The organism is Rhizobium sp. BK316 (assembly GCF_014193695.1).
GTDB lineage: Bacteria > Pseudomonadota > Alphaproteobacteria > Rhizobiales > Rhizobiaceae > Rhizobium.
Genome location: NZ_JACHZR010000001.1, coordinates 901,276 through 921,106 on the forward strand (window position 1 = coordinate 901,276; position 19,831 = coordinate 921,106).

Below are 19,831 nucleotides of genomic sequence, written 5' to 3' on the forward strand. Positions count from 1 at the left end.
CTGCGATAAAGGGAGGGTTAGGGTTTCTCCCAAACCCTTTTGCAGCCAAGCCGGAGTTTCCTCGTGTCCACGCCCTTCCTGACCCTTACCGGGATCGATTATGCCATCGGCACCAGACCCATCCTCAATGGCATTGATCTGACGCTCGAGGCTGGCCGCATCTACGGCCTGGTCGGCCCGAACGGTTCCGGCAAGAGCACGCTCCTGAAGATCATCGCGCGACAGATTGCCCCAAAGAGCGGTGCGATCGCCTTCGACGGCAAAGCTGCCGCCAACTGGGGCAGCCGCGCCTTCGCCCGCCATGTCGCTTATATGCCGCAGTTCACGCCGGCGACCGACGGCATGACCGTGCGGGAACTGGTGGCCCTTGGCCGTTTCCCTTGGCATGGCACGCTTGGCCGCTTCAGCGCCACAGACCGTGAGATGGTCGAGGAAGCGATTGTCCGCACGGAGCTTGAGGATTTCGCTGATCGTCTTGTCGCCAGCATGTCCGGCGGCGAGCGTCAGCGCGCCTGGATCGCCATGATGCTTGCACAGAACGCCCGCTGCCTGTTGCTTGATGAGCCGACCTCGGCGCTCGACCTCGCGCATCAGGCAAGCGTCCTGTCGCTGGTGCAGGAGCTCAGCCACGAGCGCGGCCTCACCGTCATCATCGTCCTGCACGACATCAATCTCGCGGCGCGCTATTGCGATGCCATCATAGCCCTCAATCGCGGCCAGATCACCGCCGAAGGTGCGCCGGCCGATATCATGCAGGCCGATAAGCTCCAGTCGATCTTCGGCGTCGGCATGGGCGTCTTCCCGCATCCGGTTCGCAACGAGCCGGTCAGCTACCTGTTGTAGGCCATGGCATCTTTCTCCCGCAGGCGTTTTCTAGCCGGCGCCGCAGCCACGCTGTCGGCTCCCGCGCTTCTGCGGGCAGCCGACAGCCCGCGCGTCGCGACCCTCGACTGGGCCTTGCTCGAAACCCTACTGGCGATCAGCGCCAATGTGGTCGCCGGAACGGAGCTGCGGCAGTTCCGTAAGGTGGCGGTCACGCCTGTCGTTCCCGGCGGCGTCACCGATCTCGGCCTGCGCGGCACGCCGAATTTCGAGGTGCTGCGCTTCGCTCGCCCGGAGCTGATCCTCAATTCGAATTTCTACGCCTGGGCGGATGCTCGCATGCAGCCGATCGCCCCTGTCGAAAGCCATGCGATCTACAGGCCCGGTGAAAGCCCCTATGCGCTGGCAGAACAGACAACACTCGCCATCGGCGAGCAGCTGCAGCTTGCTGCTGCAAGACAGCTTACCGAAAAGCTCTCCACCAAACTTGAGCGTTACAAGACGGCTTTTGCTGGGGGCGATGGCAGGCCGGTCATCCCGATTAATCTCGGCGATGCCAGGCATTTCCGCGTCTTCGGTTCCGACAGCATGTTCGGCGAGGTGCTGAAGCGTGTCGGCCTAACCAATGCCTGGCAGGGAGCGACCAGCTATTCGGCGGCCGCTCCCGTTGGCATCGAAACATTGGCCTCGATGCCGGACGCCTGGATCGTCATGATCCCGCCCCATCCGGCCGATGCAATCGAGGAACTTTCGACCAGCGCTTTCTGGAACGCATTGCCTGCCGTGCGCGAGAAGCGCGTGCTGACGCTCGGCTCCATCAATCCCTATGGTGCGCTCCCGGCTGCCATGCGCTTTGCCGATCTTCTGCAGGAGGGTCTTGACGATGCATGGAATGGTTAGTCTCGCCAGGCCCGCCCGCAACCTCGACATTCCGTTTGCCGCTGTCGCGCTGCCGGTGCTTTGCATCACTGCCTTCGCGCTACTGATCGCAACACGCCCGCAGGTTCCCGGCGACATCGCTCAAGCCGCCGTGCTTGATGGCGTTCTGCTCTGGAACAGCATCATGCCGCGCGCCGTACTGGCGCTGATTGCCGGTGCCGCCCTTGGCCTTTCCGGCACGCTGTTGCAGCGGGTATTGCGCAATCCGATCGCCGACGCCTCAACGCTCGGCATTGCCTCGGGCGCGGAACTGGCGATGACGGCAGCGCTCAGCTTCTCGCCGCTGCTGCCAGGTTTGTCGCGAGAGATCATCGCCTTTGGCGGTGGGCTCGGCGCCGTCGCGATCGTGCTCGCTTTAAGCTGGCGGCGCGGGCTCGATCCGGTCACCGTCGCACTCTCGGGCATGATCGTCAGCATGATCGCCGCCGCGCTGAGCGTCACACTCATCCTGGCGCGCGGCGAATATGCGATGTCGATCTATATCTGGGGCGCCGGTTCGCTGAGCCAGCAGGATTGGAACGGCGTGCTTTCGCTTGGTCCCCGCCTTGTCCTCGGCTTTGCCGCCGCCCTGATCCTGGTGCGGCCGTTGCGCATTCTGACGCTGGATGACAGCAGCGCCAGGAGCCTCGGCCTTGCATTGCATTCTGCCCGCTTCGCCATCCTTGCGCTCGCGATCTGGCTCGCTGCTTCGGTCACGGCAGAGGTCGGCATCATAGGTTTCGTCTGTTTGGCAGCGCCGGCAATCGCCAGGCTTCTCGGCGCACGCAGCACCGGAAGCCTGATGATCGCGGCACCGCTGACCGGCGCCGGTCTGCTTTTCCTCACCGACTGCCTGACCCAGATCCTCGGCCCCGGCTTCACAGATCTGGCGCCAACAGGGGCTGCGACAGCCTTGCTCGGCGGCCCATTGCTGATTTTCCTGCTGCCGCGCGTGCATTCCGTCGCGGCCACGCCGGCCCAATCGACGCGGCCGCTCACGAGACTATCAAAGCCGCTTGTTGCCCTTGCCGTGCTCTGCGCCGCGGCTGTGCTGCTCTTCGTCGCCTTCCTCACGCTCGGCCCGGCCGATGACGGTTGGCATCTCGCGTCCGGCACCCTCTTCACCGGCCTCCTGCCCTTTCGTCTGCCACGCATCATCGTCGCGGCCGGCGCCGGCGGCATGCTGGCCGCAGCCGGCTTCATCATGCAGCGGATGACCGGCAATCCGATCGCAAGTCCCGAAGTTCTCGGCATCAGCAGCGGCGCCGGGGCTGGGTTGACCGTGGCTCTCTTCTTGTTCGGCTTCCCCTCACCCGCCATCATGCTGCTCGCCATGGCACTTGGCGCGCTCGCCGCATTCGGGGCGATGATCGCCATTTCCGCCCGCACCCAATTCTCGCCGGAACGCATGCTGCTTGCCGGCGTCGGCATCGGCGCGTTCGCCATGGCGATCGTCACCATGGTGCTCGCTCAAGGCGATATGCGCGGATACATCCTGCTGACCTGGCTCTCCGGCTCGACCAATCGCGCCGGCGCTTTTGAAGCTTGGACGGCAATCGTCTCACTTGCCATCCTCGTCGCGCCGCTGCCCTTTCTCGGCCGCTGGCTGACGATGCTGCCGCTTGGCCGCAATTCCAGCCGTTCGCTCGGCCTTCGCGTCGGCGCGAGCCGTCTGATACTTGCCATTCTCGCCGCGCTGATGACGGCAATCGCCTCATTCCTCGTCGGGCCGCTCAGCTTGGCCGGGCTCATCGCCCCACATCTTGCGCGGCTTGCCGGCTTCCACCGGCCGGGGCACCAGCTTATGGCGAGCGTTCTCTTCGGCGCTGGCGTGCTGATGACAGCCGATTGGCTCTCGCGCGTCGTTATCTACCCTTATCAGGTCCCGGTCGGCCTCTTCGCGGCCTTGATCGGCGGTCCCTACCTCATCTGGCTGCTTTCGCGAAAGAACATCAAACAATGATGGCTGCACCTTTTACCGCATCCGGCATCGCAATCGCCGTCGATCCCGGCAGGATGCTCGACGAGCTTTGCGCTCATTTTGTCGAACACAGCACCGTCAGGCGTGATGGCGACCAGGTGACCCTGGAGATGATGATCGGCAAGGCCGATATCCGCCATGAAGGCCGCTCGCTTGCGATCGAGCTCTCCTGCAAAACTGCGCGCGCACTTCAAAATGCCCGCTCAGTGCTTGCCGAGCACCTCTTCCAGTTTGCCGGCGAGGACACCTTGGAGCTCACCTGGTCGGACGCGCCGAAATCCGACCGGCTGCCGGACCTGCGAGAAATCCGCGTCATCGGCGCCCGCAATATCAGCCCGCACATGCGCCGGGTAACCGTTGCCTGCGACGACACCAAGCATTTCGCTCATGGCGGACTGCATTTCCGCCTGCTCATCCCGCCGAAGGGTCGCGTGCCTGTCTGGCCGAAACTGCGCGCGGATGGGCGTATCGAATGGGCGAAAGACGAGGATGCGCTGACGGTGCGCATCTACACGTTCCGCAGCATCGATCTGGAGCGTGGCGAGATCGACATCGATTTCGTGCTGCACGAGGGCGAAAACATGCCCGGCGCGGAATGGGCGATGAATGCGAAGCCCGGCGATATCGCCGGTGCTCTGGGGCCTGGCGGCGGCGGAGTTCCCGATGCCACCACGATGATCCTCGCCGGAGACGAGACGGCGCTGCCGGCCATTTCGCGCATCGCCGCCGAAGTCCCGGCCGGAACACGGCTACGCATCTTCCTCGAAGTCGATGGCCCCGCGGAAGAACTGCCCCTGCCGTCAATCGGTGTGGTCGACCTTGTCTGGATGCATCGCAACGGCGCGCCGGCCGGCACCATGGGTCTCATCGAAAACGCCATCAAGGATGCGTTGGCTGACGCCGATGCGGACACTTTCGTCTGGGCCGGCTGCGAGCGGTCCGAGGCCAAACGCATTCGCGATTTTCTCAAGACCGAACGCGCCCACGATCGCCAGAAGATGAGCATCGGCGCTTACTGGGAGCGCTAGACGCTCTTCACATCTTTTCGCGGAACATCTCGATGATGGCGGAAAAATCCTTGCCGCCGTTGCCGAGCTTTTCGAAGAGCGCGTAGAGTTGTGCCGCCTCCGCCCCAAGCGGCGTGGATGCACCGCTCACCAGCGCCGCCTCCTGCGACAGCCTGAGATCCTTCAGCATCAGCGCTGCGGCAAAGCCTGGCTTGTAGTCATTATTGGCCGGCGAGGTCGGCACCGGCCCCGGCACCGGGCAATAGGTATTGATCGACCAGCACTGGCCGGATGAGGTGGAGGCGACATCGAAGAGCGCCTGATGCGAGAGGCCGAGCTTTTCGGCCAACACGAAGGCCTCGCAGACGCCGACCATGGAAATGCCGAGGATCATGTTGTTGCAGATCTTCGCCGCCTGACCAGCGCCTGCCTCGCCGCAATGGACGATCTTCTTGCCCATGGCCTCGAGGATCGGCTTCGCCTTGGCGAAGGCTTCGTCGGAGCCACCGGCCATGAAGGTCAGCGTGCCGGCGCTTGCCCCGCCCGTGCCGCCGGAAACAGGCGCATCGAGCGACAGGCAGCTCGCGGCCTTGGCCATCTCATGTGCCTTGCGGCTGCTTTCGACATCGATCGTCGAGCAGTCGATGACGAGCGTGCCCTGCGCAGTCGACTGCAGGATATCGGTCCAGGCCGTCAGCACGTGTTTACCCTGCGGCAGCATGGTGATGACGATGTCCGCGTCCTTGACCGCCTGGCTGGCATGGCTTGCCGGCTTCACGCCGCTTTCTTCGGCTGCCTTCAGTACAGGAGCAGCGAGGTCGAAGCCCAGCACTTCGTGATCGGCTTTGACGAGATTGGCGGCCATCGGCCCGCCCATATTGCCGAGACCGATAAATGCGATCCTTGCCATGGTCATCTCCTATCTGTTGTCCTCGATGATCATGACCGCCGCCTTTTCGGCGATCATGATCGTCGGCGAATTGGTATTGCCCGAGGTGATGGCGGGCATAACCGAGGCATCCGCGATCCTGAGCTTGGCGAGCGCCCGCAGCCTGAGCCGCGGGTCAACCACGCTGTCCTTGTCCACGCCCATGCGGCAGGTGCCGACGGGATGGAAGATCGTCGTGCCGATATCGCCCGCTGCCTTCTCCAACTCCACCTCGCTCTGATAGCTCGGCCCCGGCTTGAACTCCTCCGGGTGGAAGCGGGCGAAGGAAGGCTGCGCCACGATCCGGCGCGTCAGCTTTATTGAACGAACAGCTATGTCGCGATCGCGCTGCGTCGAGAGGTATCTTGGCGCAATGACGGGTTGGGCAGCAAAATCCGGGCTGGAAACATGCACTGAACCGCGGCTTTCCGGCCGGAGATTGCAGACACTCGCCGTGATCGCCGGAAAGGGGTGGACGGGATCTCCGAACCTGTCCAGCGATACCGGCTGGACATGATACTGCAGATCAGGCGTTTCCTTATCGGGACCGGAGCGGGTAAAGATACCGAGCTGGCTCGGCGCCATCGCCATCGGGCCGGAGCGGCGCAGGAGATATTCAAGCCCGATCGCCGCCTTGCCGATCAGCTTGGACGCTTTTTCGTTGAGCGTCGGCACGCCGGTGACCTTGTAGGCAAGCCGAAGCTGCAGGTGGTCCTGCAGGTTTTCACCGATACCCTTCACCTCGGTCAGCACATCGATACCGGCCTGATGCAGAATCTCACCGCGGCCAATGCCGGAGAGTTCGAGAATATGTGGCGAACCGATGGAGCCAGCCGATAGCACGGTCTCCCTCGCCGCATAGGCCCGCTTCGCCGTGCCGCCATGCTGGAACTCGACACCAACAACAGCGCCCTCCTCGATAAGCAGCCGACGCACCTGTGCCTTGGTCATGACAGTGAGATTGCCGCGTTTCATCGCGGGGCGCAGGAAGGCCTTCGTCGCATTCCAGCGGATGCCGGAGCGCTGGTTGACGTCGAAGTAGCCCGAACCCTCATTGCTGCCGCGGTTAAAGTCAGCCGTTTCGGGAATGCCGGCCTCCTTGGCGGCCTGCTGGAAAGCGTCGAGCACATCCCAGCGCACCCGCGCCTTTTCCACGCGCCATTCGCCGCCAGCGCCATGCATATCGTCCCCACCCTGGTAATGATCCTCCGACTTGCGGAAAAAGGGCAGCACGTCATCCCAGCCCCAGCCGGTGCAGCCCATCTGCCGCCAGAGATCGTAATCGCGCGCCTGGCCGCGCATATAGATCATACCGTTGATCGAGGAGCAGCCGCCAAGCACCTTGCCGCGCGGGTAATTCAGCGCCCGTCCGTTCAGCCCGTCCTCGGGCGCGGTCGTAAAACACCAGTCGGTGCGCGGATTGTTGATGCAGTAGAGATAACCGACGGGAATATGGATCCAGTGGTAGTTGTCGTTGCCGCCCGCCTCCAGCAGCAGAACCCTGGTGTTGCGGTCGGCCGACAGCCGGTTCGCGAGCACGCAGCCGGCGCTGCCGGCGCCGATGATGATATAGTCGTAGCGATCCATGGATCGTGCACTCCGAAATGGCTGCGTCCCGCCTCCCCGGGGTCGGGGAAGCGGGATTTCGCGCCGCCGCTGCACATCTTCTCCCGTTGCAGGAAAAGCGGTCCGCCCATTCAGCGGCGATAGACAAAGCCCAGTTTACGCCCGAGTCGAGAGGCGTAGAATTCGCCGATAATGCCGCGACGGAAGATCAGCACGCAGATCATGAAGACCACACCGGTAATGATGGTCACCGGAAATTCCGAGGTGGCGAGATAATTCTGCAGTGTCACGACCAGACCGGCGCCGAAGACCGGGCCGATCAAGGTGCCGATGCCGCCGAGCAGAGTCATCAGGATCACCTCGCCAGACATCTGCCAGGCGACATCCGTCAGCGTCGCAAACTGGAAAACCAGCGCCTTGACCGATCCGGCAAGCCCGGCAAGCGCCGCGGACATGACGAAGGCGCCGAGCTTGTAGCGCGCCACGGAATAGCCGAGCGAGATCGCCCTTTGCTCGTTCTCGCGGATCGATTTCAGGATCATGCCGAAGGGTGAGTTGATGAAGCGCCAGATGATCAGCAGGCCGATCAGAAATACCGCCAGCACGAAATAATACATGTTGGTCGAACTGTTGAGATCGATGAAACCGAGGAGATGGCCGCGCGGCACGGACTGGATGCCATCCTCGCCCTCGGTGAATTCCGCCTGCAGACAGAAGAAGAAGAACATCTGCGACAGCGACAGCGTGATCATCGCGAAATAGATGCCCTGCCGGCGGATCGCGAAGAAGCCCATGACGAGGCCGAGAAGTGCTGCCCCGAGAACGCCAACGAGAATTCCGAGCTCCGGCGGAAAGCCCCAGGATTTCACCGTATAGGCAGTGAAATAGGCCGCCCCGCCGAAAAAGGTCGTATGGCCGAAGGAGAGCAGACCGGTATAGCCGAGCAGCAGGTTGAAGGCACAGGCAAAGAGCGCGAAGCATAAGAGCTTCATCAGGAAGATCGGGTAGAAGAAGAAGGGGGCAAGCAGCAGAAGCAGCAGCCCGATGATCAGGAACCCGGTCTGCACCGACATCGCGGTGCGGCTCTTTTCCGTGCGGATCGTTTCGGTGATGTCAGCCATGTCACGCATCCCGGCCGAAGAGGCCCGCGGGCCTGATGAGAAGCACGATCGCCATGATGACGAAAATGACGATATTGGAGGCTTCCGGATAGAAGACCTTCGTCAGGCCCTCCGCGATACCAAGCACATAGCCGGTGATGATGGCGCCCATGATCGACCCCATGCCGCCGACGACGACCACCGCAAAGACGACGATGATCATGTTCGAGCCCATCAGCGGCGACACCTGATAGATGGGTGCTGCCAATACACCGGCAAAAGCGGCAAGGCCGGCACCGAGCGCATAGGTGAAGGTCAAGAGAACCGGCACATTGACACCGAAGGCCTGGACGAGAGTGGCATTTTCCGTTGCAGAGCGCAGATAGGCGCCAAGCTTGGTCTTTTCGATCAGCAGCCAAGTGCCGATGCAGACGACGAGCGAAACGATCACCACCCAGCCGCGATAGATCGGCAGGAACATGAAGCCGAGGTTCATTCCGCCGGCTAGCGCCGGTGGCGTCGCATAGGGCTGGCCTGACGAGCCGTAGAGATAACGGAACGTCCCTTCGACGGCGAGCGCCAGCCCGAAGGTGAAGAGCAGGCCATAGAGCGGATCGAGATCGTAGAGCCGGCGCAGGAAGAGCCGTTCAATGACGGCGCCGGCAAGGCCGACAATGACGGGCGCCAGGATCAGCGACGGCCAGTAACCTATACCGAGATAATTCAAGAGCAGATAGGCGACGAAAGCGCCGAGCATATATTGGGCGCCGTGCGCGAAGTTGATGACCCGCAGCAGGCCGAAAATGATCGCAAGCCCGAGGCTCAGCAGCGCATAGAAGGACCCGTTGATCAGGCCGACCAGCAGCTGGCCGAGCAGCGCCTGCAGGGGAATGCCGAAGATCATCGTCATCGCGTCACACTCCCAGAACCTGGTGCAACAGATCCATGCGCTGTGGCAGTTCGCCAACAGGGAATTCCGAGACCATCTGCCCATGATCCATCAGATAGAAGCGATCGGCAATACGGCTTGCGAAGCGAAAATTCTGCTCGACCAGCACGATCGTCATGCCGCGCTCCTTCAGCGTTTTCAGAACTTCGCCGATGCGCTGCACGATAACGGGCGCCAGCCCCTCCGTGGGCTCATCGAGCAGCAATAGGCGCACGCCGGTGCGCAGAATGCGGGCGATCGCCAGCATCTGCTGCTCGCCGCCAGAGAGCTTGGTACCGGAGCTCGTGCGCCGCTCGTAGAGGTTCGGGAAAAGCTCGTAGATTTCATCCAGGCTCATGCCGCCTGGCGCCACGACGGGCGGCAGCAGCAGGTTTTCCGAAACCGTCAGCGTCGAAAAAATGCCGCGCTCCTCGGGAACGAAGCCGATGCCTTTGTGCGCCGTCTTGTGCAGTGGCACTTGCATCATGTCCGTACCGGCAAAGCTGATCTTTCCCTTTCGGGCACGCACAATGCCGGTGATGGTGCGCAAAGTCGTCGTCTTGCCGACGCCATTGCGGCCGAGAATGGTGATCATCTCGCCCTCGCCGACCGTCATGTCGATGCCGTGGAGGATGTGACTTTCGCCGTACCAGGCATTGAGGCCCTGGATTTCGAGAAGCGGTACCATCAGTGGTGCTCCTCCGTACCCATATAGGCCTGGCGCACACGCTCGTCCTGGCTGACGGTCGCATAGTCCCCCTCGGCGAGGATTTCGCCACGTTGCAGCACGGTGACATGCTGGCAGATATTGGCAACGACGGAGAGATTGTGCTCGACCATCAGAACCGCACGATCGCGTGCAACATCGCGGATGATGGCGGAGACGACGCCGACATCCTCCTGCCCCATACCGGCCATCGGCTCGTCGAGCAAAAGCACTTTCGGATCGAGCGCCAGCGTGGTGGCGATCTCAAGCACACGCTTGCGGCCATAGGAGAGATCGGCGGCGATATGATCGCGCTCCTTGGAAAGTCCGACGCTGGCAAGCAATTGCTCGGCCCGCTCATTCAGGCTGTCGAGCGCCGAAAGCGGCCGCCAGAATTGCGTGGAAAGATTGTTCGGCCGCTGCAGGGCGACCCGCACATTGTCGAGCACCGTAAGGTGCGGAAAGACCGCCGAGATCTGGAAGGAGCGGACGAGGCCCATGCGCGCCACCCTGTCCGGCGGCGTCCTGGTGATGTCAGTGCCCATCAGGGTAATCGTGCCCGATGTCGGCTGCAGGAACTTGGTAAGCAGATTGAACACCGTCGTCTTGCCGGCGCCATTCGGCCCGATCAGCGCATGGACGCTCGCATCATGCACATCGAGATCGACATTCTTGACGGCCGTAAAGCCGCCGAAATCGCGCTGCAGGCCGCGGGCGGAAAGCACCACCCGCGGCTTGGCCTGAGTTTCAATTGCGGAAACCGCCATCGTTCACTTCACCAGATCGCAGCCGCTCTTGGCGGGGTCGATATAGGCTTCCTTGCCTGGGATGGTGGCGAGAACGTTGAAATAGTCCCACGGCTCCTTGCTTTCCGAGGGCTTCTTGACCTGCAGCAGGTACATGTCATGGATCATGCGGCCGTTCGGGCCAACCGTGCCGCCACGGCCGAAGACGTCGTCGACAGGCATTTCGTGAAGCTGCTTGGCAACGGCGTCCGTCTCGTCCGTGCCAGCCTTCTGAATCGCCTTCAGATATTGCAGAACGGCCGAATAGGTGCCGGTGTGGACCATGTTCGGCATCTTACCGGTGCGGGCGAAGAACTTCTTGGCGAATTCCCGGCTCTGGTCATCGCGGTTCCAGTAATAGCCTTCCGTCAGTGTCAGTCCCTGCGCGGCCTCCATGCCGAGGCCATGGACTTCGGCAAGCGTGAAAAGCAGCGCCGCCAGATGCTGGCCGCCCTGAGTGATGCCGAATTCTGCGGCCTGCTTGATGGCGTTCGACGTATCAAGGCCGGCATTGGCAAGGCCGATGACCTTGGCGCCTGATGATTGCGCCTGCAGCAGGAAGGACGAGAAGTCCTGTGTCGACAGGGGATGGCGCACCGACCCGACGACCGTGCCGCCGCTCGCCTTCACATAATCGGTAGTCTGCTGTTCCAGCGAATAGCCGAAGGCATAGTCCGCCGTCAGAAAGAACCAACTGTCACCGCCCTGTTTGACCAGTGCACCCCCGGTGCCGACGGCCAGAGCATGGGTGTCATAGGCCCAATGGAAGCCATAGGGCGAGCAGGCCTTGCCGGTGAGATCGGTTGTCGCAGCACCGGTAACGATATCGATCTTCTTCTTTTCCTTGCCGATAGCCTGCACGGCAAGCGCCACCGAAGAGGTCGTCAGCTCCATGATGGCATCGACCTGTTCGGTGTCATACCACTGGCGCGCGATGTTGGAGGCGATATCAGGCTTGTTCTGATGGTCGGCATCGACGATCTCGACCGGCATGTCGAGTACTTTGCCGCCGAAATCCTCGACCGCCATCTTCGCAGCCTCGACAGAGGACTTGCCACCGAAGTCGGCATAGACGCCCGACTGGTCGTTCAGAATACCGATCTTGACCTTTCCATCGGAAATGGCTGCGCTCTGGGCAAACACGGCAGTGCTGCTTGCAAGCAAAAATGCAACGGACGCAATGAAATTCTTTCGCATAGTCTCTCCTCCCAGAGATTGGCCAGATTGCGAATCTGTTCAAATTTGGCGACCCGCCCTCCTCAAAGCGGCCACTCCGCCCTTACGATCACGGAATTTCCTCCATGAGGCAACTGGCGGTTTACATCTAATTCCAAACAGTATCTGTTCGTTTTTGAACAGAACCCGTCACAAGCCGCTCCGGCGACAGTCGCAGCGCGCTCCTTGACGGGCGGCATTAGACCAAAGACGTAGACGGATAGGCGACGCCGATGAGCCACGCTTCGCAATTTACCTGGGACGATCTGCAGTTTTTTCTAGCCGTTGCGCGCACCGGTCAACTTTCGACGGCGGCGCGGCAGTTGCGCTCCAGCCATGCGACCGTCTCGCGACGCATCGACAGGCTGGAATTTGCGCTGAAAGTGAAGCTTTTCGAGCGAAATCCGCGCGGCTACGTGCTGACCGCCATGGGCGCGCGCTTTGTCGAAACCGCCGAGAAGATGGAGCAGGAGACGGAGCGCCTGCGAGCCGATCTTTCCGATGGCTCGCTAAGCCAGCGCGGACTCGTGCGGCTGAGCGCGCCGGAAGGCTTTGCCAACTTCTTCTTTGCGACGGTGCTGCCACAATTTGCCGCGCGCCATCCACATCTCGCGCTGGAACTCGTCACCATTCAGCAGATCATGTCGCTGTCGCGCAAGGAGGCGGATATTTCCGTTGTCCTCGACGAGCCGAAGGGCGGGCCTTATTTTGCGGAGAAACTCACGGATTACCATCTGCAGGTCTACGCTTCACGCGACTATCTGGCGCGCGCCGAGCCGATCAGCACGCGCGACGACCTGCTGAAACATCCTTTCATCAGTTATATCGAGGAAATGATCTTCGCGCCGGGACTGGATTATCTCGGCGACGTGCATCCGCGCATCAAGCCGCAATTCCAGAGTTCAAGCATCTTCGCGCAGCTGACGGCCACCAGAAACGGCCTCGGCCTCGGCATCCTGCCCTATTTCTTCGCCTGCCGTTATCCTGAGCTTGTGCGCGTGCTGCCCGACGAAATCGACCTCAAGCGCCACTACTGGATCACCTGCCATCGGGATCTCAAGCAGGCACCGCGCGTGCGCGCCGTCATCGACTTTCTGCGGGAAACCGTTCGCAGCGAGGATGCCGGTTTCATCCCGCCTTTTATCAGCGTGTCAGGCGCGATACGGAAGGCGAAGGCCGAAACCTGACTATTTCAGGAATTCGGCGCGGTGCGGGGTGAAGGTGTCGATCAGCCGGCCCTTTTCCAGCGCCTTGACGCCGTGGACGAGATTGGGCGGAACGATGAAACTGCCGCCCTGCTTCAGCACTTCGGTGCGGCCGTCGATCGTTACCTCGAAGCTGCCTTCGGCAACATAGCTTGCCTGGATATGCGGGTGAAAATGCGCAGCCCCCACGGCGCCCGGCTCAAAGGCGACTTCCACCATCATCATCTCGGGCAGATAGGTCATGATACGACGGGTCACACCTGGCTCGGGGTTCACCCACTCGGCGCTCTCGGCCGATACGAAAAGATCGCTTGATGACATGTCTGCCTCCTCACTCCAGAATTCACCTGGCCAGAATCTATCTAGCGAGAATCCGTCGCGCGCAAACTGGCGCACCGGCCGTCATTTGAAAAGATGACTTGCGCATCTTTGGTGCAATAGTCGCTTCTGTTGACGCCGTCAGCCGGCAGGTCTATGGCGACCTTAAATCAGGCATGCCTGAACACTGGCGAGGAGACTGGACATGCAGCATACGCGCGAGGTTTTCGACTGGGCCGATCCCTTCCGGCTCGTAGAGCAACTGACCGATGAGGAGCGCATGGTGCAGGATACTGCCCATTCCTATGCGCAGGAAAAGCTCGCGCCACGCGTTCTCGAAGCCTTTCGCCACGAGAAGACCGATCCGGAAATTTTCCGCGAGATGGGTGAACTCGGGCTGCTCGGCCCGACGATCGATCCGGAATATGGCGGCGCCGGTCTTGGCTATGTCGCCTATGGCCTCATCGCCCGCGAGGTGGAGCGCGTCGACAGCGGTTACCGCTCGATGATGAGCGTGCAATCCTCGCTCGTCATGGTGCCGATCGACGCCTTCGGCTCCGAAGAACAGAAGAAGAAATACCTGCCGAAGCTTGCGACCGGCGAATGGATCGGATGTTTCGGCCTGACCGAACCCAATCATGGGTCCGATCCCGGTTCCATGGCGACGCGGGCAAAGAAGGTCGACGGCGGCTATAGCCTGACCGGCTCCAAGACCTGGATTTCGAATGCGCCGATCGCCGATATCTTCGTCGTATGGGCCAAGACCGAGGACGGCCTCATCCGCGGCTTCATCCTGGAAAAGGGCTGGAAGGGTCTCTCTGCCCCGAAGATCCAGGGCAAGGTCGGGCTCCGCGCCTCCATCACGGGCGAAGTCGTGATGGACAACGTCTTCGTGCCGGAAGAGAACCTGCTACCGAAAGTCACCGGCCTCAAGGGTCCTTTCACCTGCCTCAACTCCGCCCGTTTCGGCATTGCCTGGGGGGCGCTCGGTGCAGCCGAGGCCTGCTATGCCATGGCCCGACAATATACGCTCGACCGCAAGCAGTTCGACCGTCCGCTTGCCGCCAACCAGTTAATCCAAAAAAAGCTTGCCGACATGGCGACTGAGATCTCGCTCGGGCTTCAAGGATGTTTGCGGCTCGGCCGCATGAAGGAAGAGGGTCATCCGCCGGTCGAATTGACCTCGATCCTGAAGCGCAATTCCTGCGGCAAGGCGCTGGATATCGCCCGCGCAGCCCGCGACATGCTGGGCGGCAACGGTATTTCGGATGAGTTCGGCGTTGCCCGTCACCTCGTCAATCTCGAAGTGGTCAACACCTATGAGGGAACGCATGACATCCATGCGCTGATCCTTGGCCGCGCCATCACCGGCATTGCAGCCTTTTCCAACTGAATCTGCCGCGGATAAGGCGAATTGCAACGGAGTTAACAATGTGCAACTTTTCCTCTACCGCGGCAGGCAAGCCGGCGGCTCAAGAGGGATTGGCCTATGTTTCTGCTGCTCGCACTCCTGATCGGCATCGTTGCCGGTCTTCGCGCAATGACTGCACCGGCCGCCGTCGCCTGGGGCGCAGCACTCGGCTGGTACGATCTTTCTCAGACGCCGCTTGCTTTCATGGGCTACCGGTGGACGCCATGGATCTTCACGTTACTGGCTGTCGTTGAGCTCATCACCGACCAGTTGCCCACCACGCCGTCACGCAAGGTGCCGATCCAGTTCGGCGCCCGCATCGTCATGGGTGCGCTTAGCGGCGCCGTGATCGGCGCGGCCAGCAGCTTGCTCTTCGGAGGCCTGATTGCCGGCGTCATCGGGGCCATCATCGGCACGCTTGGCGGGGCTGCCGTACGCGGCAGGCTCGCAGCCTCGTTCGGCCAGGATCGCCCGGCAGCCTTGATCGAAGACGCCGTCGCCATCATCGGCGCCATCATCATCGTGGCAGCGGTCTGATGAAGACCTTCGACGCAATCTTCATCGGCGCCGGCCAGGCTGGCCCGTTCCTCGCCGCCCGCATGGCGGAAAAAGGCATGAAGGTGGCGCTGATCGAACGCAAGTTCCTCGGCGGCACCTGCGTCAATGCCGGCTGCATGCCGACGAAGACGCTGGTGGCAAGTGCGCGCGCCGCCCAGGTGGCGCGACGCGGCGCCGAATACGGCGTGCAGATTCCGGGCGAGATCGGCATCGACATGAAGATCGTGCGCGGTCGCGCAGAGACGATCATCATGAATGCCCGCAATGGGCTGGCCGGCTGGTTCGACGGCATGAAAACCATGACGGTCATCTACGGTCATGCCCGCTTCACGTCTCCCAAGGAAGTCGCCGTCAACGGCGAGACGCTGACGGCGCCGAATATCTTCCTCAATGTCGGCGCGCGGCCGACGGTTCCCGACATGCCGGGCCTTGCCGATATCGATTATCTCACCAGCACCGGCATCATCCATCTCGACAGCCTGCCCAAACATCTCGCCATCATCGGCGGCAGTTATATCGGCCTGGAATTTGCGCAGATGTATCGGCGCTTCGGCTCGGAGGTAACGGTGATCGAGCGCGGCCCCAAGCTCGCCTCGCGCGAGGACGAGGATATTTCCGATGCGATCGCCGATATCCTCCGATCCGAGGGGATAAAGATCCATACTGACGTCAAGGACATCCGCTTCGCAAAGAGTGCTGATGGCGCGGCCGTCACGATCGACTCTGAGACGATCGAGGCAAGCCATGTGCTTATCGCCACCGGCCGCACGCCGAATACCGACGATCTCGGCCTCGATGCCGCGGGTGTGGCCATCGACAAGCGCGGCTACATCAGCGTCGACGACCGGCTTGCCACCAATGTGGACGGCATCTGGGCGCTTGGCGACTGCAACGGCCACGGCGCTTTCACCCACACGTCCTACAATGACTTCGAGATAGCAGCCGCCAATCTGCTCGACGGCGGCGATCGAAAGGTATCGAACCGCATTCTTGCCTACGCCCTTTATATCGATCCACCGCTCGGCCGTGTCGGCATGAGCGAGAAGCAAGCGCGCGCCTCGGGCCGCAAGGTCATGGTCTCGACGCGGCCGATGAGCCGGGTGGGCCGCGCCAGCGAACGCGGCGAAACCAAGGGCTTCATGAAGGTGATCGCCGATGCCGGAACCAAAGAAATCCTGGGGGCGGCGATCCTCGGCATCGAAGGCGACGAGGCGATCCATGGTTTCATCGACGCCATGAATGCCGGCACGACCTATCCCGTATTGCGATGGTCCGTGCCGATCCACCCGACGGTATCGGAATTGATTCCGACGTTGCTCGGAGATTTGAAGGCTGTCTGATCTGCACCGCCGACAGATGCATCGCAATCAGCCGGAGGCCGGCCATTGAATATCGAACTGCTGATCGAGAATTACGGCCTCCCGGCGATCTTTCTCGGCACCGCTTTCGAGGGTGAGACAGCGGCCTTTCTGGGCGGCGTCATCGCGCACAGAGGCCTTCTGACATATTGGGCTGCCTCGATGGCGGCTTCGGCGGGATCCTTTGCTGGCGATCAGATGTGGTTCTTCGCCGGGCGTTACGCTGCCCAATGGAGCTTCGTTCGCCGCCTGATGGAGACGCCGGCGCTGGCGAGGGTAACGCACCTTCTGGAAAAATACCCGACGGGTTTCATCTTCGTGTTCCGCTTCCTGGTGGGATTGCGAACGATCAGCCCCATCGTCATCGGCACGACACGCATATCGACGCAGAAATTCCTCGTCATCAACCTGCTGGCGGCGCTGGTCTGGGGCCAGCTTTTTACCGCCCTCGGCTATGCCTTCGGACATGGAGTAGAACAGATGCTCGGCCGCCTTCCGCTACACAACCATCTGCTCATTGCGCTTACCGCCGCGGCCATCATCGCGGGCGCGGCGCTGCTGCTTCACAGGATGAAACCCGGCATAAGGCACCCGTAAGGGCGCCTTATGCCATGACGATCTGCAGTTTGACGTCTGTCGGACGTGCTTCGACCGCACGATCGAATGCCTTGATCGAATCCTCGAAGGTAAAGGTCTCGGAAATCAGCGGCTTCAGGTCGACGCGGCCCGATCCGAGAAGGGCGATCGAGCGCTCGTACTGGTGCGCATAGCGGAACACCGTCTCAATGCGGATTTCCTTAGTGGAAGCCGTAGAGACGTCGAAGCCAACAGGATTGACCGGCAGGCCGACGACGACAATGACGCCGCCCGGACGTGGCAGGGCCATGATCGTCTCCCAGGCCTTCGGTGAACCCGAGCATTCGAACACGACATCGGCACCCCAGCCATCGGTCAGCCGGCTGACTTCTTCGGCCAGGTTCTCGCGGATATTGACCGGAATGACGCCCTGATACTGTGCGGCAATATCGAGCTTCGGCTGGGCGAGATCGGCAACGATCGCGCGCGCGCAGCCGCCGGCAAGGGCGGCAATCGCCACCATGGTGCCGATCGGTCCGGCACCGAGAACGACGGCCGTATCGCCGGGCGTGATCTTCGCCTTGGTCGCCGCCTGCATGCCGACCGCGAAAGGCTCGACCATCGCGCCCTCGGCGAAACTGACATTGTCGGGCAGCTTGAACGTGTAGTTGGCGGGATGCACGACTTCAGGCGTCAGCACGCCATGGATCGGCGGAGTCGCCCAGAAGGTGACGGCCGGGTCGATATTGTACATGCCGAGACGGCTTGCCTTGGAATTGGGATCGGGAATGCCTGGTTCCATGCAGACGCGATCACCGATCTTCAGATGCGTTACACCCGCGCCGACTTCGACCACCGTGCCTGCCGCTTCGTGGCCGAGCACCATTGGCTCGTTGACGATGAACGGGCCGATCTTGCCGTGCGTGTAATAGTGCACGTCGGAGCCGCAGACGCCGACGGTATGGATCTTGATCTTCACCTGCCCCGGTCCCGTCTCCAGAGGCAGATCAATATCGCGAAGCGCAAGCTCATGCTGGCGCTCCAGTACCAGAGCACGGACTTTAGTCATGATCGGTTTCCTTCCCTATGGCTCCCACGATTCATGGGGCGCCGTTGCGGCGACTATAAGACCGTAAGGCGCACCAATTCAATCATATCCGGCAGGCTTTTGCTCAATGCGTGACAAAATGCTCACATACCAATCACCCGAAAGATAAGTACTCCCTAGACGTCCGTATGATTCCGGAAAGACCCGGCGAGGACTACACTTGTCCCTAACCACCACGATAACGTGGGAAGGAGAAAAGCGATGAAGCACGACAACGATAACGTCGGCAGGAACCCAGCTTCCAACTCGCGGATCACAAAACAGCTCCGCGAATTCTGGCACAACCTGGTGGATGAGGCCATCGCCGTACTCCGGCAAGGCCGCCAACCGCAACCGCTGCTTCAGCCGGTGCGGGTTATTGCGCAGGCGCGGGATCGAAATCGCCCCCAGCAGCGTTATTAGGCATGCACCGGCATGGCGTGGCGGAGGCATGACGCCTCCGACACCATGCGGATCGGCAATTTAAGGAAGACCGTCATGAAATCGATTGTGTCATTCTGCCTGTTCGCATCCCTTCTCCTGGCCGCAAACGAGGCGTTTGCGGCGATCGAGGAAGCATCGCTTCCGCCGGCACAGCAGGAAGAAAAGCTGGTGCCGGCCAACCTCGAACTCACCTTTACCGGACCAGTCGATCTCGCCCACTCGACGGCTATCCTGCTGGATGAGCAGGGTACGGCGCTGCCCACGGGCAAACCATTCCTCTCCGGCCCGGAAGGATCCGTCTTCAAGATCCCGCTCGATCCCGCCATGGCGCCCGGCTTCTACACGCTCAACTGGCGTGTCCTCTCGATGGACGGCCGCAGCGCCGAAGGGCAGTACCAGTTCAAGGTCGACCCTTAAGCTTTCCGACATTGCACCATCTGATATCGCGCCGTGCCTCGAGGCACGGCGTTTTGTTCGTATCGACCTGCCGATGGCGCCACAATTCCGACTTCGGGCGCATAAAGGCATTTATAAGATTTTTATATTGATGCCTCTTGCCCAATCTCGAACCTTTATGCGCTTCGGTCTCATATTAATGTCCGAGAGATCGCAAAGATCATCTCCACGCCAGAAAGCATAAAAGGTGCCGCTTCCACTGAGCTGGCACCCTTTGTCTTGTCTGACTCCAAGAATAACAAACCGGAGTCAAGATCGATGATGGATATAATTCTACTCGGCACTGCAGTCATATTTTTCGGGCTTTGCTTTGCCTATACGCGCGCCTGTGACAGGCTTTGACAGGAGAAAACGATGACCCTCGATTATGTCTTGAGCGGTGCCGTGACCGTGTTTCTCACCGTCTACCTCACCTACGCTCTCATCCGCCCAGAACGTTTCTGACAAAACCGGCGCTTCTCA

General features: G+C 61.4%; 21 protein-coding genes. 12 read left to right on the plus strand and 9 right to left on the minus strand.

The window, feature by feature from the left end; genetic code table 11:
- Positions 1–63 precede the first annotated feature (63 nt).
- Genes FHT87_RS03980 through FHT87_RS03995 form a run of 4 tightly spaced genes read left to right on the plus strand, consistent with a single transcriptional unit; the run spans position 64 to position 4,749 of the window.
- The gene (locus FHT87_RS03980; protein ID WP_183725609.1) at positions 64–843 is read left to right on the plus strand and encodes an ATP-binding cassette domain-containing protein; all 780 of its coding nucleotides are present in this window, start codon (positions 64–66) and stop codon (positions 841–843) included.
- A gap of 3 nt (positions 844–846) precedes the next feature.
- Positions 847–1,722 (plus strand): ABC transporter substrate-binding protein, encoded by an 876-nt coding sequence (locus FHT87_RS03985; RefSeq protein ID WP_183725610.1) that lies wholly within the window; start codon positions 847–849, stop codon positions 1,720–1,722.
- Positions 1,715–3,703, plus strand: a complete 1,989-nt coding sequence (gene fhuB, locus FHT87_RS03990; protein ID WP_183801006.1) for a Fe(3+)-hydroxamate ABC transporter permease FhuB — start codon at positions 1,715–1,717, stop codon at positions 3,701–3,703. Before FHT87_RS03985 ends, fhuB begins: the two co-directional genes overlap by 8 nt.
- Positions 3,700–4,749, plus strand: coding sequence for a DUF2218 domain-containing protein (locus FHT87_RS03995; RefSeq protein WP_183799626.1), 1,050 nt, complete (start codon positions 3,700–3,702; stop codon positions 4,747–4,749). Before fhuB ends, FHT87_RS03995 begins: the two co-directional genes overlap by 4 nt.
- Positions 4,750–4,756: 7 nt before the next feature.
- Here the strand turns inward: FHT87_RS03995 and mmsB are convergent, their stop codons facing one another.
- The 7 genes from mmsB to FHT87_RS04030 all read right to left on the minus strand — a co-directional run bounded on the left by mmsB (position 4,757) and on the right by FHT87_RS04030 (position 11,938).
- Entirely contained in the window at positions 4,757–5,638 is an 882-nt protein-coding gene (gene mmsB, locus FHT87_RS04000; protein WP_183799629.1) for a 3-hydroxyisobutyrate dehydrogenase, read from the minus strand.
- Positions 5,639–5,647: 9 nt separating this feature from the next.
- Positions 5,648–7,243 carry a GMC family oxidoreductase N-terminal domain-containing protein gene (locus FHT87_RS04005; RefSeq protein WP_183799632.1) on the minus strand — a complete coding sequence of 532 codons (1,596 nt, stop codon included), beginning with the start codon at positions 7,241–7,243 and terminating at the stop codon, positions 5,648–5,650.
- 110 nt (positions 7,244–7,353) lie between these two features.
- Positions 7,354–8,343, minus strand: coding sequence for a branched-chain amino acid ABC transporter permease (locus FHT87_RS04010; RefSeq protein WP_183799635.1), 990 nt, complete (start codon positions 8,341–8,343; stop codon positions 7,354–7,356).
- Between the two features lies 1 nt (position 8,344).
- A complete protein-coding gene (locus FHT87_RS04015) occupies positions 8,345–9,232 on the minus strand; it encodes a branched-chain amino acid ABC transporter permease (protein ID WP_183799638.1) in 888 nt (295 codons plus the stop codon).
- Between the two features lie 4 nt (positions 9,233–9,236).
- Entirely contained in the window at positions 9,237–9,938 is a 702-nt protein-coding gene (locus tag FHT87_RS04020) for an ABC transporter ATP-binding protein (RefSeq protein WP_183799641.1), read from the minus strand.
- The gene (locus tag FHT87_RS04025; RefSeq protein ID WP_183799645.1) at positions 9,938–10,723 is read right to left on the minus strand and encodes an ABC transporter ATP-binding protein; all 786 of its coding nucleotides are present in this window, start codon (positions 10,721–10,723) and stop codon (positions 9,938–9,940) included. The genes FHT87_RS04020 and FHT87_RS04025 overlap by 1 nt, the downstream gene beginning before the upstream one ends.
- Positions 10,724–10,726: 3 nt before the next feature.
- Positions 10,727–11,938 (minus strand): ABC transporter substrate-binding protein, encoded by a 1,212-nt coding sequence (locus FHT87_RS04030; RefSeq protein WP_183799648.1) that lies wholly within the window; start codon positions 11,936–11,938, stop codon positions 10,727–10,729.
- 251 nt (positions 11,939–12,189) lie between these two features.
- On the opposite strand from FHT87_RS04030, the gene FHT87_RS04035 reads away from it, so the two are divergent.
- A complete protein-coding gene (locus FHT87_RS04035; RefSeq protein WP_183799651.1) occupies positions 12,190–13,143 on the plus strand; it encodes a LysR family transcriptional regulator in 954 nt (317 codons plus the stop codon).
- On the opposite strand, the gene FHT87_RS04040 is transcribed toward FHT87_RS04035, so the two are convergent.
- The gene (locus FHT87_RS04040) at positions 13,144–13,482 is read right to left on the minus strand and encodes a cupin domain-containing protein (RefSeq protein WP_183725626.1); all 339 of its coding nucleotides are present in this window, start codon (positions 13,480–13,482) and stop codon (positions 13,144–13,146) included.
- A gap of 202 nt (positions 13,483–13,684) precedes the next feature.
- Here FHT87_RS04040 and FHT87_RS04045 point away from each other — a divergent pair, with 202 nt between their 5' ends.
- From FHT87_RS04045 to FHT87_RS04060, 4 genes are all read left to right on the plus strand, one after another.
- Positions 13,685–14,872, plus strand: a complete 1,188-nt coding sequence (locus FHT87_RS04045; RefSeq protein WP_183725628.1) for an acyl-CoA dehydrogenase — start codon at positions 13,685–13,687, stop codon at positions 14,870–14,872.
- Positions 14,873–14,968: 96 nt separating this feature from the next.
- Positions 14,969–15,427, plus strand: coding sequence for a DUF4126 family protein (locus FHT87_RS04050; protein ID WP_183725630.1), 459 nt, complete (start codon positions 14,969–14,971; stop codon positions 15,425–15,427).
- Positions 15,427–16,788 carry an FAD-containing oxidoreductase gene (locus FHT87_RS04055; protein WP_183799655.1) on the plus strand — a complete coding sequence of 454 codons (1,362 nt, stop codon included), beginning with the start codon at positions 15,427–15,429 and terminating at the stop codon, positions 16,786–16,788. Before FHT87_RS04050 ends, FHT87_RS04055 begins: the two co-directional genes overlap by 1 nt.
- Positions 16,789–16,833: 45 nt before the next feature.
- Positions 16,834–17,403, plus strand: coding sequence for a DedA family protein (locus FHT87_RS04060; protein ID WP_183799658.1), 570 nt, complete (start codon positions 16,834–16,836; stop codon positions 17,401–17,403).
- Between the two features lie 7 nt (positions 17,404–17,410).
- Here the strand turns inward: FHT87_RS04060 and FHT87_RS04065 are convergent, their stop codons facing one another.
- Positions 17,411–18,451 (minus strand): NAD(P)-dependent alcohol dehydrogenase, encoded by a 1,041-nt coding sequence (locus FHT87_RS04065; protein WP_183799660.1) that lies wholly within the window; start codon positions 18,449–18,451, stop codon positions 17,411–17,413.
- A gap of 240 nt (positions 18,452–18,691) precedes the next feature.
- On the opposite strand from FHT87_RS04065, the gene FHT87_RS04070 reads away from it, so the two are divergent.
- From FHT87_RS04070 to FHT87_RS04080, 3 genes are all read left to right on the plus strand, one after another.
- On the plus strand, positions 18,692–18,892 hold the full coding sequence (locus tag FHT87_RS04070) for a hypothetical protein (protein ID WP_183799662.1): 201 nt from the start codon (positions 18,692–18,694) through the stop codon (positions 18,890–18,892).
- 75 nt (positions 18,893–18,967) lie between these two features.
- On the plus strand, positions 18,968–19,330 hold the full coding sequence (locus FHT87_RS04075; RefSeq protein WP_183725638.1) for a copper resistance protein CopC: 363 nt from the start codon (positions 18,968–18,970) through the stop codon (positions 19,328–19,330).
- Between the two features lie 393 nt (positions 19,331–19,723).
- Complete coding sequence (locus tag FHT87_RS04080; RefSeq protein ID WP_007825856.1) at positions 19,724–19,813, plus strand: K(+)-transporting ATPase subunit F; 90 nt, start codon at positions 19,724–19,726, stop codon at positions 19,811–19,813.
- Positions 19,814–19,831 lie beyond the last annotated feature (18 nt).